Source organism: Aristaeella hokkaidonensis, from assembly GCF_018128945.1.
In the GTDB taxonomy this organism is placed as follows: domain Bacteria; phylum Bacillota; class Clostridia; order Christensenellales; family Aristaeellaceae; genus Aristaeella; species Aristaeella hokkaidonensis.
The window spans coordinates 988,691-1,004,237 of the sequence record NZ_CP068393.1; the positions used below are offsets into that span (position 1 = coordinate 988,691).

13 protein-coding genes and 1 other annotated feature are annotated in these 15,547 nt (G+C 47.3%); of the genes, 4 read left to right on the plus strand and 9 right to left on the minus strand.

Features of this window, described 5'->3' with window-relative positions; translation table 11 throughout:
• The 3 genes from JYE49_RS04595 to JYE49_RS04605 are packed head-to-tail and all read right to left on the minus strand — an operon-like array spanning position 1 to position 3,060.
• The gene (locus JYE49_RS04595; RefSeq protein WP_093956281.1) at positions 1-639 is read right to left on the minus strand and encodes a YigZ family protein; all 639 of its coding nucleotides are present in this window, start codon (positions 637-639) and stop codon (positions 1-3) included.
• Positions 636-1,865, minus strand: coding sequence for a tyrosine--tRNA ligase (gene tyrS / locus JYE49_RS04600; protein ID WP_093956282.1), 1,230 nt, complete (start codon positions 1,863-1,865; stop codon positions 636-638). The genes JYE49_RS04595 and tyrS overlap by 4 nt, the downstream gene beginning before the upstream one ends.
• 13 nt (positions 1,866-1,878) lie before the next feature.
• Positions 1,879-3,060 carry an aminotransferase-like domain-containing protein gene (locus JYE49_RS04605; RefSeq protein ID WP_179217218.1) on the minus strand — a complete coding sequence of 394 codons (1,182 nt, stop codon included), beginning with the start codon at positions 3,058-3,060 and terminating at the stop codon, positions 1,879-1,881.
• A gap of 43 nt (positions 3,061-3,103) precedes the next feature.
• Positions 3,104-3,322 (minus strand) — a binding site (T-box leader).
• Between the two features lie 198 nt (positions 3,323-3,520).
• Here JYE49_RS04605 and JYE49_RS04610 point away from each other — a divergent pair.
• The 3 genes from JYE49_RS04610 to recG are packed head-to-tail and all read left to right on the plus strand — an operon-like array spanning position 3,521 to position 7,590.
• A complete protein-coding gene (locus JYE49_RS04610) occupies positions 3,521-3,871 on the plus strand; it encodes an Asp23/Gls24 family envelope stress response protein (protein WP_093956284.1) in 351 nt (116 codons plus the stop codon).
• Between the two features lie 41 nt (positions 3,872-3,912).
• Complete coding sequence (locus JYE49_RS04615; RefSeq protein WP_093956285.1) at positions 3,913-5,580, plus strand: DAK2 domain-containing protein; 1,668 nt, start codon at positions 3,913-3,915, stop codon at positions 5,578-5,580.
• A gap of 18 nt (positions 5,581-5,598) precedes the next feature.
• Positions 5,599-7,590, plus strand: a complete 1,992-nt coding sequence (gene recG, locus JYE49_RS04620; protein WP_283399321.1) for an ATP-dependent DNA helicase RecG — start codon at positions 5,599-5,601, stop codon at positions 7,588-7,590.
• A 9-nt stretch (positions 7,591-7,599) separates the two neighbouring features.
• Here recG and hemW read toward each other — a convergent pair whose 3' ends face one another.
• Genes hemW through JYE49_RS04650 form a run of 6 tightly spaced genes read right to left on the minus strand, consistent with a single transcriptional unit; the run spans position 7,600 to position 14,365 of the window.
• Positions 7,600-8,748: a radical SAM family heme chaperone HemW gene (hemW, locus tag JYE49_RS04625; RefSeq protein WP_093956287.1), complete on the minus strand. Its 1,149-nt coding sequence runs from the start codon at positions 8,746-8,748 to the stop codon at positions 7,600-7,602.
• Positions 8,637-9,383, minus strand: a complete 747-nt coding sequence (locus JYE49_RS04630; RefSeq protein WP_304583310.1) for an SLOG family protein — start codon at positions 9,381-9,383, stop codon at positions 8,637-8,639. The genes hemW and JYE49_RS04630 overlap by 112 nt, the downstream gene beginning before the upstream one ends.
• Positions 9,289-11,088 carry a translation elongation factor 4 gene (lepA, locus tag JYE49_RS04635; protein ID WP_093956289.1) on the minus strand — a complete coding sequence of 600 codons (1,800 nt, stop codon included), beginning with the start codon at positions 11,086-11,088 and terminating at the stop codon, positions 9,289-9,291. The genes JYE49_RS04630 and lepA overlap by 95 nt, the downstream gene beginning before the upstream one ends.
• Positions 11,089-11,103: 15 nt before the next feature.
• Positions 11,104-11,712 carry a glycerol-3-phosphate 1-O-acyltransferase PlsY gene (plsY, locus tag JYE49_RS04640; protein ID WP_093956290.1) on the minus strand — a complete coding sequence of 203 codons (609 nt, stop codon included), beginning with the start codon at positions 11,710-11,712 and terminating at the stop codon, positions 11,104-11,106.
• A 6-nt stretch (positions 11,713-11,718) separates the two neighbouring features.
• Positions 11,719-13,050 carry a ribosome biogenesis GTPase Der gene (gene der / locus JYE49_RS04645; RefSeq protein WP_093956291.1) on the minus strand — a complete coding sequence of 444 codons (1,332 nt, stop codon included), beginning with the start codon at positions 13,048-13,050 and terminating at the stop codon, positions 11,719-11,721.
• Positions 13,043-14,365, minus strand: a complete 1,323-nt coding sequence (locus JYE49_RS04650) for a DUF512 domain-containing protein (protein WP_093956292.1) — start codon at positions 14,363-14,365, stop codon at positions 13,043-13,045. The genes der and JYE49_RS04650 overlap by 8 nt, the downstream gene beginning before the upstream one ends.
• 159 nt (positions 14,366-14,524) lie before the next feature.
• Here JYE49_RS04650 and JYE49_RS04655 point away from each other — a divergent pair, with 159 nt between their 5' ends.
• A complete protein-coding gene (locus tag JYE49_RS04655) occupies positions 14,525-15,532 on the plus strand; it encodes a rod shape-determining protein (RefSeq protein WP_179217219.1) in 1,008 nt (335 codons plus the stop codon).
• Positions 15,533-15,547: the final 15 nt, after the last annotated feature.

Genomic DNA, 15,547 nt, shown 5'->3' on the forward strand with positions numbered 1-15,547 from the left:
TTATGTGTATGCCTCCCAGGCCGCGTAGGATTCGGAATCGGGAATACTTTCCAGGGAACGGTCTGCGGCGTCTGACAAACGGGGAAACAGATCGTCGATTTCTGAAGAACGTAATGCGAGCAGAAAAGAAATCGAACTGCCATATTCAATTCTCTCAATTTTAACAGGCAGATGTTCGGCAGTATAGCGAAATCTGTCCCAGGCAGAATAGGGCAGTGTACAACGATAGAATGATGTTTTTTCCATCCTGACTATACCGGAGGCTGAAAGAGCCGCCTGCGCACACTGTGTATATGCCCGGACAAGGCCTCCTGTACCGAGCAGCGTGCCGCCAAAGTATCGAACAACGACAATACAGCAGTTGACAATACTTTTTGTTCTCATTACATCCATAATGGGTAATCCTGCAGTGCCGCCGGGTTCGCCATCATCGCTGTATCTCATGATTCCCTGGTTTTCACCGATAATATATGCATAGCAATGATGTGTCGCGGTCTTATGCTCCTCCTTGATCTTCTGAAGAAATGAAAGAGCCTCATTTTCTGAAATGCAGGGTGAAGCATAACCGATGAAACGGCTTTTATTGATAATGATTTCTTCACAGGAATTACCGGAAACGGTGATGTAAGATTCAGTCATAACACAACGATACGGCAGAATCCCTTCTTGCCTTTTTTCAGCATGGCGCCGTCTTCTCCGAGCTGATCTTTTGACAGGACAGCGGCGGGATCGGTGATTTTCACATCATTGACTGAAACCGCATTCTGTTCAATCTGCTTTCTGGCATCGCTCTGGCTCTTGCAAAGGCCTGATCTGACAAGCAGTGTGGAGATCCGGGCGTCCTGTGTCCATTCGTCGGATGTTACTTCGAGTGTAGGTACATTCGAAGCAGATGCTCCGCCTCCAAATAATGCTTCAGCAGCGGCAGCGGCATTCCTGGCTTCATCCTCACCATGAACAAGTTTCGTCACTTCATAGGCTAGCACTTTTTTGGCTTCGTTGATTTCTGCATCTTTCAGGGCTCCGAGGCGGTGCACCTCGTCCATGGGGAGGAAAGTCAGCAGAGCAAGGCATTTTTCCACATCTTTATCATCGACGTTTCTCCAGTACTGGTAGAAATTATAAGGAGAGGTCTTAACCGGATCAAGCCAAAGTGCCCCGGCTTCCGTCTTGCCCATTTTTCTGCCGTCATGTGTAAGAAGCAGCTGGAAAGTGCAGGCGAATGCCTTTTCATTTTCTTTTTTGCGGACAAGATCAGCGCCGCCGAGCATGTTGCTCCACTGGTCATTGCCGCCCATTTCCAGACGGCATCCATAACGATGGAACAATTCAAGGAAGTCATAGCTTTGCATCAGCATATAGGTAAATTCAAGAAAGCTGAGACCGTTTTCGGTAGCCATTCTGGCTTTGTAGCATTCAGCGGTGAGCATCCGGTTTACTGAAAACTGGGAGCCGATGTCTCTCATGAAATCGATAAAATTCAAATGACGAAGCCAATCACCGTTATTGACAATCAGCGCTTTATTGTCGGAAAAATCCAGGAAACGGGACATCTGTTTTTTAATGCATTCCACATTCTGATCAATGGTTTCCACAGTGAGCATTTTTCGCATGTCTGTTTTTCCGGACGGGTCACCGATCATAGCGGTGCCTCCGCCCATCAGTGCGATCGGCCTGTGGCCGGCACGCTGCATGTGGGCCATGGCCATGATCGGAATGTAGTGTCCGATATGAAGACTGTCTGCAGTGGGATCAAAACCCACGTAGAAAGTGGTAGGGGATTTCAGCTGTTCGTAGAGTTCATCCTCAAAAGTCATCTGAGCAATAAATCCGCGTTCTTTGAGAATATCAAGAATATGTTCCATGTTTTTACTCCTTTTATATTTCAGATTTAATCAGGTCGTTCAGTATGCTCATGCCGGTCTCAATCTGCTGCGGGGTGCTGTTGGAAAAGTTGAGACGCAGCGTATTCAGATGGCCGCCGTCTGCACAGAAATAAGTACCAGGTACATATGCAACCTTACGTTCCACGGCTTTTGAGAGGAGCTTGACAGTATCAATATGCACAGGCAGTTCAGCCCAGATAAACAAACCACCCTGAGGTCTTGTAAAGGAGACACCGTCAGGGAACTGCTCCAGATACTGAAGCATTTGATGCATTTTCGCACCGTAACCTTTACAGATGCTGCGGATATGATCAGGAAGAAGATTCCTGCGAAGATACTGATCAACAACGGCCTGATTCAGATTGGCAGAGTGAACATCCGTTGATTGTTTGCCGATGGTGCATTTCCGGATGATTCCAGCATCACCGGCTATATATCCGATACGAAGGCCTGGGGAAATGGTCTTGCTGAAGCTTCCAAGGAACATAACCCAGCCATTCTGATCATAGGATTTGATGGCCCTGACCTTTTCTCCCTCATACCGCAGGTCACGATAAGGATCATCCTCCGCAACGACCATGCCATACCTGTTCGCCAGATCGGCAACCGCCCTCCGTCTGGAATCAGGCAGTGTTTTCCCGGTCGGGTTCTGGAATGTGGGAATCGTGTAAAGCAGCTTGGGATGGTGTTTCTTGATTTTCAATTCAAGATCATCTGGAATCAGTCCGTCTTCGTCGCTTTCAACAGTAACAAGGTTTGCCTGGTATAGTTTAAGGCATTGAAGATTTCCAAGAAAAGACGGATTTTCCACAAGAACCGTATCACCGGGATCAAGAAGGGCTTTACAAAGCAGATCCATTGCCTGGGTTGAACCCGTTACGGGCAGAACGGCCGGAACGCTGACACCAAGCTGATCCGCAACATAAGATTTCAGACTTTCAACAAAAGGAGGATAACCTTCCGTCGCACCATACTGCAGAATAGCTTTCCCGTCATGTGCGAGCACATACTGGGCCAGTTCGCTGACCTGTTGATCAGGCAGGGCTTCAAGTGACGGATTGCCGCCGGCAAATGAGATCATTCCAGGCTGTGCAATCACTTTAAATATTTCGCGGATCGCACTGCCGGTGACCTGGTCAAACCTGCTGGCAAACCTGACTTCGGAAATGTCCATGATAACCAATTCCTCCTTGTTTGATAAATAAAAACGGTTTTCGCCGGAAGGCGAAAACCGCGGTACCACTTCCATTCGGCAGACTGAAAGCCTGCTCTTTTACGCGCTGTATACGGCGCACCGTGTCAACCTTACTGACGGGAATCCGCGTTCAGGCGACTGCTCCGGGATGTACTTCGACTGATACCGTATACTTCCTTGCACCATCCGGAAGCTCTCTGCAATACTTCAATCAGCTTACTCTTCCCTTCATTGCTTTTTTATTATGTTCAAAAAAGGAAAGATTGTCAAGGAAAATAAAGGATATAAAACCATAAATACAAAAGACTTTCAAGGACCGGCGAATCTGGCCGGCACTTGATAAAATTTGCAATATACTGTATAATTTCATGGTCCTTTGTATGGTTTTCCTGAAAGGATCCATTTAAACCTGCCACGGTATCATGCGGGAGGGAAACACATGGAATGTAAAGTAAAGAATGAATACGGTACAATTTATATTGCTGAAGACGTTATGCTCAAGGTGGTTGGATATGCCGCACTTGAATGCTATGGGATCGTTGCGATGTCCGGACAGAGAGCAACCGATGGAATCGTTGAATGGCTTGGCAGAGAAAATCTGACAAAAGGTGTGCAGATCCGCAATGTGGGCGATATGCTTGATGTGGATCTTTACATCATTGTTGAATACGGTATCTCTATTTCAGAGGTATGTAAAACAATCATCGAGACAGTCAGGTACAAGCTCGAGAGCACTACAGGCGTAAAGGTCAGAAAAATCAGCATCTCTGTCGAAGGGATCCGTATTTAAGCTGACTAAAGACCCAATAAGTATGACGGAGGAATATTCCTTTGATACAGTTCAAAACGATTGACGGTTTGCTTCTGCGTGATATGGTAATGGCAGGAACTGCCATTCTGGAGAAAAACCGTGAAGCAGTTGATGCTCTCAACGTTTTCCCGGTTCCGGACGGAGATACCGGAACCAATATGTCGCTTACCATGCAGTCTGCTACCAGAGAGATCAACAGCAAGGAATTTCTTCGTGCTGATGAAGCGGCAAACGCACTGGCTAAGGGTGCTTTGAAAGGTGCCCGCGGCAATTCCGGTGTCATCACAAGTCAGCTTCTGCGCGGATTCGCCAAAGCCCTGAACGGTGTTGAAAAAATAACGCCGGTTCAGTTTGCGGAGGCTCTTCTGAAAGGGTCTGAGATGGCCTACAAAGCTGTCATGAAGCCCAAAGAAGGTACAATCCTGACAGTTGCTAGAGTTGTTGCTGAAGACGCTATGAAGCAGGCACAGAAGGCTCCTGACGATTATGATCAGCTGATTTCTATCATTCTCAAAAGCGGAGAAGCAATTCTGAAAAAAACGCCGGATATGCTTCCTGCATTGAAACAGGCAGGCGTAGTCGATTCCGGCGGACGCGGCCTGATGCTGATTTATCAGGGATATGCCGCAGTTCTCAGGGGAGAAGACATTACGGCTGCCGATTCCCTGATGGAAGATGATGTGCAGGCAGTATCTGATGACTGTCATGATCTGACAAAAGATCTTACATATACTTATTGTGTATCTTTCAAACTGACCTGTTTCCGTGAAGACTGCGATGAGCATGATCTGGATTCATTCAGGAGAAGGCTCAACCGGATCGGTGATGCCGTATCCGTAGTAGGAGATCTGAACGGTGCTGAAGTTCACGTCCACACAGACAATCCGGGTTTTGCACTGGATTACGGTGTGGAACTTGCAGAAATAAACGAAATCAAGATTGATAATCTGGCTGCCATGAAACGTGCTCTTGAAGAAGGCACTACAAAGGAAGCAGCTCCGGAAGAAACAGAAGAAGACAGCGCGCCCGAAAAGAAATACGGCTTTGTGGCTGTATCACTCGGAAACGGTTTTTCCCAGTTTTTTAAGGAACTGAATGTAGATCAGATTGTTGAAGGCGGACAGACTATGAATCCCTCCGTTGACGATCTTATGAACGCTATTCGGCAGGTAAAAGCAGAATGTGTTTACGTGCTACCGAATAACGGGAATGTGATTTTCGCGGCAAATCAGGCTGCTGAGTTGTCTCCCAATGATGTTCGTGTGATTCCTACCAAGAACGTGGCGATGGGGATTGCCGCTGCCATTGCCTTCCAGAATGATGCGGAACCGGATGAAAACATGCAGCGTATGACTGAAGCGGCTCAGCATGTAAAGACAGCTATGGTAACGTATGCGATCCGTGACAGTGAATATAATGGTATTGAAATCAAACAGGGAGATATTATCGGGCTGCATAACGGCCAGATTGAATTCTCCGGCCAATCTGTCCACGATGTTGTTCTGGACATGATGAAAGAAATTGTTACCGATGAAGATGAACTGATTACTGTCTACTACGGCGCTGATGTATCTGAAGCAGACGCAAAGGCAATTGCGGAAGAGATTGAAGAGCAGTACGGAGACTGCGACGTAGAGTATCATAACGGCGGACAGCCTTTATACTATTATCTGATCTCTGTGGAGTAACACATGGAACTGACCGGGATGGCGGGGATCGGCCCTGCAAGAGCAGAAGCATTACGCGCAATGGGAATCATCTCATTGCGCGATTTGCTGTATACGCTTCCTGAACGGTATGAAGACTACAGTACAGTTTCTCCATGCAACACAAAAAAAGAAGGCCCCGTTCTTATTTCCGGTACAATTGTACAGTCTCCAAGGCTGTCAGTGTTTCACGGACTGAAAAAAGTCACAGCTTCTGTAGAGGATGATAGCGGGAAAATGCCCATCTGCTGGTATAATGCGCCATGGATTATGAATTCAATTTCTGCCGGGCAGCATGTCCGCCTGTATGGACGTCTACAGATCAGGAATAACAGAAGGATCCTTCAGAACCCCAAATTTGCTGCAGAGAATGATGGGCTTATTCCTGTGTATCGTTCTATTAAAGGATTCCCCGCAAAAACATTCAGGAATCTGATTTCTGATGCACTCTCTGAGGTGGATGACTGCTGTCCGGAGACATTACCGACGGATTTCCGGGTCGCCTGGCATTTGTGTGAACTGAATTATGCCATCAGACAGGCGCATTTTCCGGATAATTATGAAGCCCTGAAAATCGCCAGAAGAAGGCTGTCCTTTGAACGCATCCTTCTTTACCTGGCATATGTTTCCATGTCTGGATCGAAGAAACAGCCGGGTATTCCGATGAGATTCCCTGAAAAGCAGACTGAAACGTACTGGAAATTCCAGGGATTTGAACCAACCGGTGCACAGAAAAAAGTACTTGAAGATATTGCGGCTGATCTGCGGAAAAATACAGCCATGAGCCGGCTTGTACAGGGGGATGTCGGCTGCGGTAAAACAGCAGTAGCGTTCGGGGCTGTTTCACTTGCGTACGCTGCCGGTTATCAAAGCACGATGATGGCTCCGACAGAAATTCTTGCAGTGCAGCATTACGAAAACGCAAAAAAAACACTGGAGCCTGCCGGAATCAGATGCAGACTGCTGACTGGCAGTACAAAGGCAAAAGAAAGAAAAACGATCTTACAGGAACTGAAGAACTGTCAATGTGACGTGGTTTTCGGTACACATGCCCTGATCAGCCGGGATGTGGAATATGGCAATCTCGGCCTGGTTATTACCGATGAACAGCATCGATTTGGCGTGAATCAGAGGAGCAGTCTTCAGCTGAAAGGGAAAACAGAGACCACGCTTCCGCATGTTCTTGTCATGTCGGCTACTCCGATTCCAAGAACGCTTGCGCTGATTCTGTACGGAGATCTTGATTTATCTGTTATAGATGAAATGCCCAAGGGGCGCATCCCTGTCAAAACAAGAATCGTTCCGGAGCATAAAAGGGATGATATGTACAGATTCCTCCGAAATGAAATCGCAAAGGGAAAACAGGCTTATATTGTATGTCCTCTGGTCGAAGAGGATGATGAGAAGTCAGAACTCCACAGTGCAAAGGCTTTATTTGAAAGCCTGAGAAAGAATGAGATGCAGGGACTTCGTGTTGCACTGACGTGGGGATCTCAGAAAACAGAAGAAAAAGACCGGGTTTTGCATGAGTTTGTGGAGGGAAAGTATGATGTACTGGTATCCACAACTGTAATAGAAGTCGGCGTCAACAATCCGAACGCAACCATCATGGTGATTGAGAATGCAGAACGATACGGATTAAGTCAGCTTCATCAGCTTCGCGGCCGGGTAGGCAGGGGAAAAGATGAAAGCTGGTGTTTTCTGTTTGCTGAACCGTCTGAGAAACTGAATACATTCTGCTCCACAAACGATGGGTTTGTTGTCGCACAAAAAGATCTGGAACTTCGGGGCCCCGGAGATTTGACAGGTACCCGTCAGTCCGGTGAGCCTGGAAATGGATTTTTGTTTGCTGATATCCGTATGCTGGACGAAGTGACAGAATGCGTCAGACAATTGCACCGTAATCCCAAACTGAAGAAAGCGCTGGCTGTAATCGAAGGGCATGCGGAAGAATATTTTACAGCAGAAGGACGGAGAATAGCCCTGAACTGAAGGCAGATACTAATCCATTAATTCAACCAGAACAGCATTCTGAATATCAAAACCCCGTTCCGTCATTTTCCAGTTTTTATTATCATGGGACATCAATCCGGTTTTTTCCATTTCATGCAGTTTTTTTCCCATATACTTTTCCATAGAGATATGATGCTTCCTGAAAAAATCGTCCTCATTCACACCCTCGTTCATTCTCAGTCCGAGCATAATGGATTCAAAACGTGCTTCTTCCTTTGATATAACTTCGTTCTGCGATGCATCCTTTTTCATATCCACCATATTGAAATAATCTTCCAGACTGTCCGGGTTGGTTTTGCGGTGATAGGTTATTCCGTCAGGAAGACTCTTTAAACCCGTCATGGAGGCGGCTGAAATACCGAGGCCGATATAGGGTATCTGTGTCCAGTAACCGATATTATGAACGCATTCATAACCTTTCAGCGCAAAATTGGAAATTTCATACCTGGAAAAGCCATGAGTACCCAGGAGATGAATGGCTTTATTGTACATTACCCGCTCTGCTTCCGGATCAGGAAGCCGGAGAAGGCCTGACTGAAGATCACGGTAAAGGGGAGTGCCTTCTTCCGGAATAAGACCATAAGCGCTGATATGGCACGGCTCCAAAGACAGCGCATATTCCAGCGTTTCGCTCCAGTCTGATTCTGTTTGTCCCGGTATTCCGAAAATCAGATCAAGGCTGATATTTGAAATGCCTGAATCGCGGGCAAGCTGTACAGACTCTGCCACTTCATCTGTCTGATGAATTCTGCCGAGGGTTGACAAAAGGTGAGACTGACTGGTTTGCATGCCGAAAGATATTCTGTTGACGCCTTCGTCAGAAGCCACTTTAAGCCATTCCGCAGAAACCGTACCCGGGTTCGCCTCCGTGGTGAACTCAGTTACGGTGTTCCAGTTATATGTTTTTTTGAGGCCGCTGATCAGTTTCCTGAAAAGGGAAGGCGACAAAACAGAGGGTGTTCCGCCTCCGATATATACAGTGGTAAGAGGGCCTTCTGCTTCATTGATACGATAGGATGCTTCATTCAGTATATGGTCGATATACGTTTCATGGACAGCTTCCTGCCCGACAAAAGACGTAAAGGAGCAGTAACGGCATTTCTGCCTGCAGAAGGGTATGTGTACATATAGTTCCATGATTCTTCCCTCAAGAAATCAGTATATTGATCCTGACACATTGCGAGATTGATAATTCGGATTCCGCTGTTCTGTAATGCATAGCGAACCGTGGAAGCGGTTCCTCCGCGCATATGCTGAAGATAACAAATACAAAGTGAGGATCTGTCTGCCATAAACCTGTTTCTTGTCAGCATGACGCCCTGATAATACTCCGGGGAAAGAATGAACTTTTCATCTGCCTGCTCAAGAATATCCCTGTATACCGTTTTATCCTTCTCCTGCCACTTTACGTCCTGCGTCCGGCAGGGAATGGCCAGAGAAAGAACGGCATCGGGATGATGATCCCGGAAGCACAAGGTCTGTCTGGCTGCGAGGGTATCGAAGCCAAGTGCGCATCCGCAAAAGAAACGCCTGTAACCTTCATCATAGGCGGCAGAAATGCAATGATAAAGGTTTTCAGAGATACGGCTGATCTCACCGGAAGGCAGATGTCTGTGTCCGGTAAAAAATGCAGTTGTTTTTATACTCTCCTCTGAAAACAGATGAATATCCATAGGATCAATCCATTTTAAGAACGGCAAGGAACGCTTCACTGGGTACCTGAACAGTACCGAACTGACGCATTCTTTTTTTGCCCTCTTTCTGCTTTTCAAGCAGTTTTTTCTTACGTGTAATATCTCCGCCGTAGCATTTGGCAAGAACGTCCTTCCGCATAGCTTTGACAGTCTCGCGGGCAATGACTTTTCCGCCGATAGCAGCCTGAATCGGTATTTCAAACATCTGGCGCGGGATGACATCTTTCAGTTTTTCAGCGATACTTCTGCCTCTTGCATAGGCTTTTTCACGGTGAACAATAATGGAAAATGCATCACAGATATCACCGTTCAGCAGAATATCAAGCTTGACAAGGTCGCTGGAACGATAGTCTTTCAGTTCATAATCAAAGGAGGCATAGCCGCGGCTTCTGCTTTTGATCTGATCAAAGAAATCAAAAATGATCTCATTCAGCGGCATATCGTAATTCAGTTTCACACGGTTTCCTTCATATTGCATATCAATGAAGATACCGCGTTTATCCTGACATAATTCCATCAGCGTGCCGACATACTCCTGAGGCGTATAAATGACAGCATGGACAAAGGGTTCTTCCATTTCAGCGATCTCACCCACGGAAGGAAGATTGGTAGGATTATCAATCATCAGTTCTGTTCCGTTGGTTTTAATCACACGGTAAATAACACTCGGAGCGGTTGTTACAAGGTTCAGATCAAATTCACGTTCCAGGCGTGTTGTCATGATATCCATGTGAAGAAGCCCCAGGAAGCCGCAGCGGAATCCATAGCCCAGGGCAACGGATGTTTCGGGTTCAAAGGAAAGGGAGGCGTCATTCATACGAAGCTTTTCCAGAGCATCCTTCAAAGCCGGATAATCGGCGCCGTCTGCCGGATATATACCACAATAGACCATGGGTGTAACATGCCTGTATCCGGGCAGCGGTTCTTTGGCCGGATTTGCCGCATCTGTAATGGTATCACCAACGCGCGTGTCCCGGACATCCTTAATAGAGGCTGAAACATAACCTACGTCCCCGGCCTTCAGTTCAGCACAGGGTCTGTATCCGGGATCAAAAGTACCGACTTCAACAACGTCAAATTCACTGCCTGTAGCCATCAGACGCATTTTCATTCCAGGACGGATAACGCCGTCCATAATCCGGATAAAACAGATGACGCCCTTGTAGTTGTCATAATATGCATCAAAAATCAGGGCTTTCAGCGGGGCTTCCGGATTCCCTTCGGGGGCTGGAATATGCTGGACGATTGCTTCGAGAACATCCTCTACATTCAGGCCTGTTTTGGCAGAAACAAGAGGCGCATAGCTTGCGTCCAGACCAATTACGTCTTCGATTTCCTGACGTACTTCATCAGGTCTGGCTGAAGGAAGATCAATTTTGTTAATGACAGGAATAGTTTCAAGGTTGTGTTCAAGAGCCATATAGACGTTAGCCAGTGTCTGGGCTTCAATTCCCTGTGTTGCGTCTACAACCAGCAACGCACCTTCACAGGCAGCAAGCGCACGGCTGACTTCGTAGGTAAAGTCAACATGACCGGGGGTATCGATCAGATTAAGAATATATTCATTACCGTCCTTGGCACGGTATGACATATGAACGGCTTTGCTTTTAATGGTGATGCCTCGTTCCCGTTCCAGTTCCATACTGTCCAGGATCTGCTCAACCATTTCCCGTTTTTCGAAAACTCCGGTTTTCTCCAGAATTCTGTCGGCAAGTGTACTCTTGCCGTGGTCTATATGCGCTACAATGCAGAAATTCCGGATGTTTTTCATATCGTTGGTCATGAAGGCCTCCAAAGGTTATTTGACTTTATTGCCCAGTTTGTTTTCCTTGCCGTGAATCAGTCGGCCAATATTGGCATGATGCCGTGCTATACACATAACCATCAGCAGGAATGCCCAGATGACGACACAGGTGTTCGGGCCGCTGAAAAAGAAAGAAAGGATGAAGAATACTGTAACAAGCAGCATGCTTCCGACGGAAATATACCGGAAAAGCGCAATCACAGCGACTGTCAGCGCAATACAGATCAAAGCGGGGACGGGGAAACAGTAGAGCATGACTCCACCTGTGGTGGCCACGCCTTTTCCGCCGCGGAAGTGAAAAAAGACAGGCCAGTTGTGACCGATTACACAGAAAAGACCAGCCAGCAGTGAGGCAAAATGACTGCCCGTAATCAGCCAAGCAATCAGGCAGGCAAAAATCCCTTTCAGACCGTCAATCAGGAAAGTAATAATGCCGTATTTCCAGCCCATTGTCCGCTGGACGTTACTTGCTCCTGTACTTTTACTTCCGACTGTATGGAGGTCAGGACCATTGGCAAGCCTTGAAGTGATGATACCACCGGAAATGGAGCCGAGCAGGTAGCCGATCACACAGGTAAGAATATAAAGAATTTCTTTAGGCATCAAAAATCAGTCCTCCTTTTTCTTTTCCCGCAGGATAAAGCGGATAGGAGTGCCTTCCAGCTGGAACGTTTTTCTGAAATAATTCTCCAGATATCTTTCATACGCGAAGAACATCAGTTTTTCATCATTGACAAAAAGAACGAATGACGGCGGCTGAACTCCTCCCTGGGTAGCATAATAAATCCTGAGCCGACGGCCTCCCTGCACAGGGGGCTGAAGGGCATTAACCGCGTCGTTCAGCACATCATTCAGCACGCCCGTTGTAATTCTGCGGCATGCGGTCGCATATACTTCCTTGACCTTGTCCAGGATCTGATTCACGCGCTGTCCGGATTTTGCAGAAATAAACAGGACAGGGGCATAGCTCATAAACTTAAGGTCATCCAGCACCTTTTTCTTATAATTTTCATAGGTGCCTGTTTCCTTATCAAGCATGTCCCATTTATTGATGATCACAATGACTGCTTTTCCTTCATCATGGATCAGGCCGGCAATCTTGGTATCCTGTTCCGTTACGCCGTCGTTCGCATCGATCAGAAGAAGAGCAACGTCGCAGCGGCGTATGGCGGCAATTGAACGAAGCACACTGTACCGCTCCAGTGTTTCATCTTCCACGGAACGTTTCCTTCGTATGCCGGCGGTATCGATAATATTGAAAACCGTACCGTCTTCATCCGTATATTCAGAGTCTATTGCGTCCCGTGTAGTGCCGGCAATATCAGAAACCATCGTGCGGTTTTCACCGAGCAGCCGGTTAGTCAGGGAGCTTTTACCCACATTGGGCCTGCCGACAATTGCAAGCTGAATCGGAGGTTTTTCTTCCGTATCGCCCTGTTTGTCTTCAGGGAAAAGCTCAATCATGCGATCAAGCAGATCACCGAACCCAAGCATGTTGACGCTGCTGATTCCGATAGGATCTCCGAGACCAAGCTCATAAAATTCATACAGATTTTCATTCAGGTCCAGATAGTCGACCTTGTTGACTACAAGCAGAACCGGTTTTTCTGTTTTACGCAGGATGTTTGCGACGTCTTTGTCATCTTCTGTCAGACCGTCCCTTGCATCGGTAAAGAAGCATACAACGTCCGCCAGATCCATGGCGATTTCGGCCTGTTCTCTCATCTGGCTCAGCAGGACGTCGTCGCTTTTCGGATCAATACCGCCGGTATCGATCAATGTGAAATGATGGCCCAGCCATTCTGCATCTGCGGTTATCCTGTCACGGGTAACGCCGGGCATATCATCCACAATGCTGATTCGCTTGCCTGCCATTTTATTGAAGAATGTGGATTTTCCGACATTCGGCCTGCCGACAATCGCAACAAGCGGTTTAGCCATTTTCTTCCTCCAATCCCCACAATGCGCGGATAAAAGATTCACCGTTATTCTGTACAACCCTTATTGGTTTACCCAGGGCATTCCTGACGTCATCCAGTGTGGTTTCATCCAGGAAACATTCAGTCTGTGCACGAAGCATCGTATCACAAAGCGCGATTTCAGTGCACGGAATATCCTTCAGGGTATCAATCAGATCTCTGCCCACAATCAGGCCTGTGACCGTGATTGTTTCGCCGAAAAACCTGTTTATGATCTCCTTGACCTGTACTGTTGTTCCTGCAGGAGCATACCTCCTGGCAAGTTTTTCAATAAAAGGCCGGGCAGAGACACCGGTGGGTATCAGGACATTCCTTCCTGCAGGAGGTTCCGGAAAACCATCAGCAAAAAGGAATTCATAGGCTTCCTGGCATTCCTGTTCCAGAAGCCGCAGCATACCGACGCCGTTTTCAATCTGAGGGAAATCCTCATACGCAGAGGTCTCAGGCAGCGGTTCGTTGCAGATGCAGTAAAATTCATCAGATGGATAGACAAAACGCGTGCCGAATTCCTGCAGGTATTTCTGTTGAAAACCCTTGACATATTCAATCAGATTACGGGCTGAGACAGAATCAAACCCCTTCAGTTCCGCCAAACCTTCCCTGTGCTTTGTCAGGCCTACTGGGACAATTGCCATGGACTGAGCAGCCGGATATAAAGAAGCAAGATCCTCTATGGTCCGTCGCAGGATATCACCATCATTGACTCCGGGGCACAGCACGACCTGGCAATGGAACTGAAGGCCGTTTTCTTTCAGCTGTTTCAGTCTGTCCATAAGGCTGCCGGCGTTTTTATTTCTCAGCATAACGCATCTGAGTTCAGGATCTGTCGCATGAACCGAGATGAAAAGGGGAGAAGCTTTCCGTTCAAGGATTCGGTTAAACTCCTCGTCATTGACGTTGGTCAGGGTAACATAGTTGCCCATCATCAGGCTGAGACGCCAGTCATCATCTTTGACATAAAGGGTATCCCTCATACCCTGAGGAAGCTGATCCACAAAACAGAAAAGACAGCGATTACGGCAGTGACGGGGTTTCATGGATTCGGTTTCGTCAAGGCTGAGACCCAGGGGTGTCCATTCAGATTTACGAATGCTGTACTCATGTTCAATACCGCTGCGTTCGGTGATCACTTTCAGAAAACCGGCTGTGGACAATGACTGATAATCAATCTCATCCAGTACAGGAGTTCCGTTGATGGATACAATCCTGTCATCGGGAAGAATGCCAGCTTTATCTGCCGGAGAACCGGAGGTAACAGCATTTATTCTGACAGACAACACGTACACCTCATCCTCATAAAATACCAACTTATATTATGCTTTGTTCAATACCTGTTGTCAAGGAAAGCGGCCGCTGCACGCAATGCAAGGTTGTTTTTTTTTCATGATAATGATATGATTTTTAAGTATTACAGAAGACGATGGAAGGATTTCATCATGGCGCAGACGAATGATATCGCAATTGATTTGGGTACATCCAATGTGATTATTTACATGAAGGGGAAAGGAATTGTTTTCCGTGAGCCCTGTGTTGTTGCTGTTGACCGTGAAACAAACAATATCATCGCTTTCGGGCTGGAAGCGTACAGAATGATCGGCAGGACTCCGGCCAATGTGAATATTATCCGTCCCCTTGCTCAGGGTGAAATGCTGGATTTTGAACTGACCAGCGCTATTCTGCGTTTCTTTGTCACCTCTGTCATCGGAAAGCACATTATCGCAAGACCCCGTGCTGTGATGGCGGTTCCGTCCGGTGTAAAGGATATGGAAAAGAAGGCCCTGATCAGTTCCATGTTTGAAGCGGGTATCCGCCGGACGCAGCTGATGGATAAAAACATTGCGGCTGCCCTCGGGGCTCAGCTGAATTTCCTGGGATCATACGGAAGCCTTGTTGTGGATATCAGCGCAGGTTGTACTGATCTTGCTGTACTCTATAACAGTTCTGTATCTGTCATCAGCTCAGTTCATATCGGCGGTGATCATTTTGATGATGCAATTATCCGCTATCTGAGGAAAAAGTATAACATGCTGATCGGGGAAAGAACCGCCGAACAGATCAAAATCACCCTCGGGGGAGCCGTCCGCAGGGATCCGGTGGTTGTGATGGATATCACTGGCAGAAATCTGATTTCCGGCCTTCCGAAGACCATGAGCATCGATTCGGATGAGATATATGAGGCAATGCTGGACCAGGTCAACGAGCTGATCGAGGCCGTCCAGGTGGTTGTGGAGCGTACACCTCCGCAGCTTGCTTCCGATATTTTCGACAGCGGGGTCACCCTTACAGGAGGAGGCGCGCTGATTTACGGCCTGGCTGAAGCTATCGGCGACGCGCTGAATATTCCATGCCAGGTTGCCCCGGACGCAAGGGATTGCGTGGTCCTTGGCTGCGCAAGGGTTCTGACAGATCCCTCCGGAATGCGTCACCTGCTGGCCAATTCATAAAAAAAGCTGATGGAT

Coding starts and splice junctions, on each gene's coding strand:
- lepA (WP_093956289.1), bottom strand. CDS start 11,088: ATGACCAACGATATGAAAAACATCCGGAATTTCTGCATTGTAGCGCAT.
- JYE49_RS04605 (WP_179217218.1), bottom strand. CDS start 3,060: ATGGACATTTCCGAAGTCAGGTTTGCCAGCAGGTTTGACCAGGTCACC.
- JYE49_RS04655 (WP_179217219.1), top strand. CDS start 14,525: ATGGCGCAGACGAATGATATCGCAATTGATTTGGGTACATCCAATGTG.
- recG (WP_283399321.1), top strand. CDS start 5,599: ATGGCGGGGATCGGCCCTGCAAGAGCAGAAGCATTACGCGCAATGGGA.
- JYE49_RS04610 (WP_093956284.1), top strand. CDS start 3,521: ATGGAATGTAAAGTAAAGAATGAATACGGTACAATTTATATTGCTGAA.
- der (WP_093956291.1), bottom strand. CDS start 13,050: ATGGCTAAACCGCTTGTTGCGATTGTCGGCAGGCCGAATGTCGGAAAA.
- hemW (WP_093956287.1), bottom strand. CDS start 8,748: ATGGAACTATATGTACACATACCCTTCTGCAGGCAGAAATGCCGTTAC.
- plsY (WP_093956290.1), bottom strand. CDS start 11,712: ATGCCTAAAGAAATTCTTTATATTCTTACCTGTGTGATCGGCTACCTG.
- JYE49_RS04595 (WP_093956281.1), bottom strand. CDS start 639: ATGACTGAATCTTACATCACCGTTTCCGGTAATTCCTGTGAAGAAATC.
- tyrS (WP_093956282.1), bottom strand. CDS start 1,865: ATGGAACATATTCTTGATATTCTCAAAGAACGCGGATTTATTGCTCAG.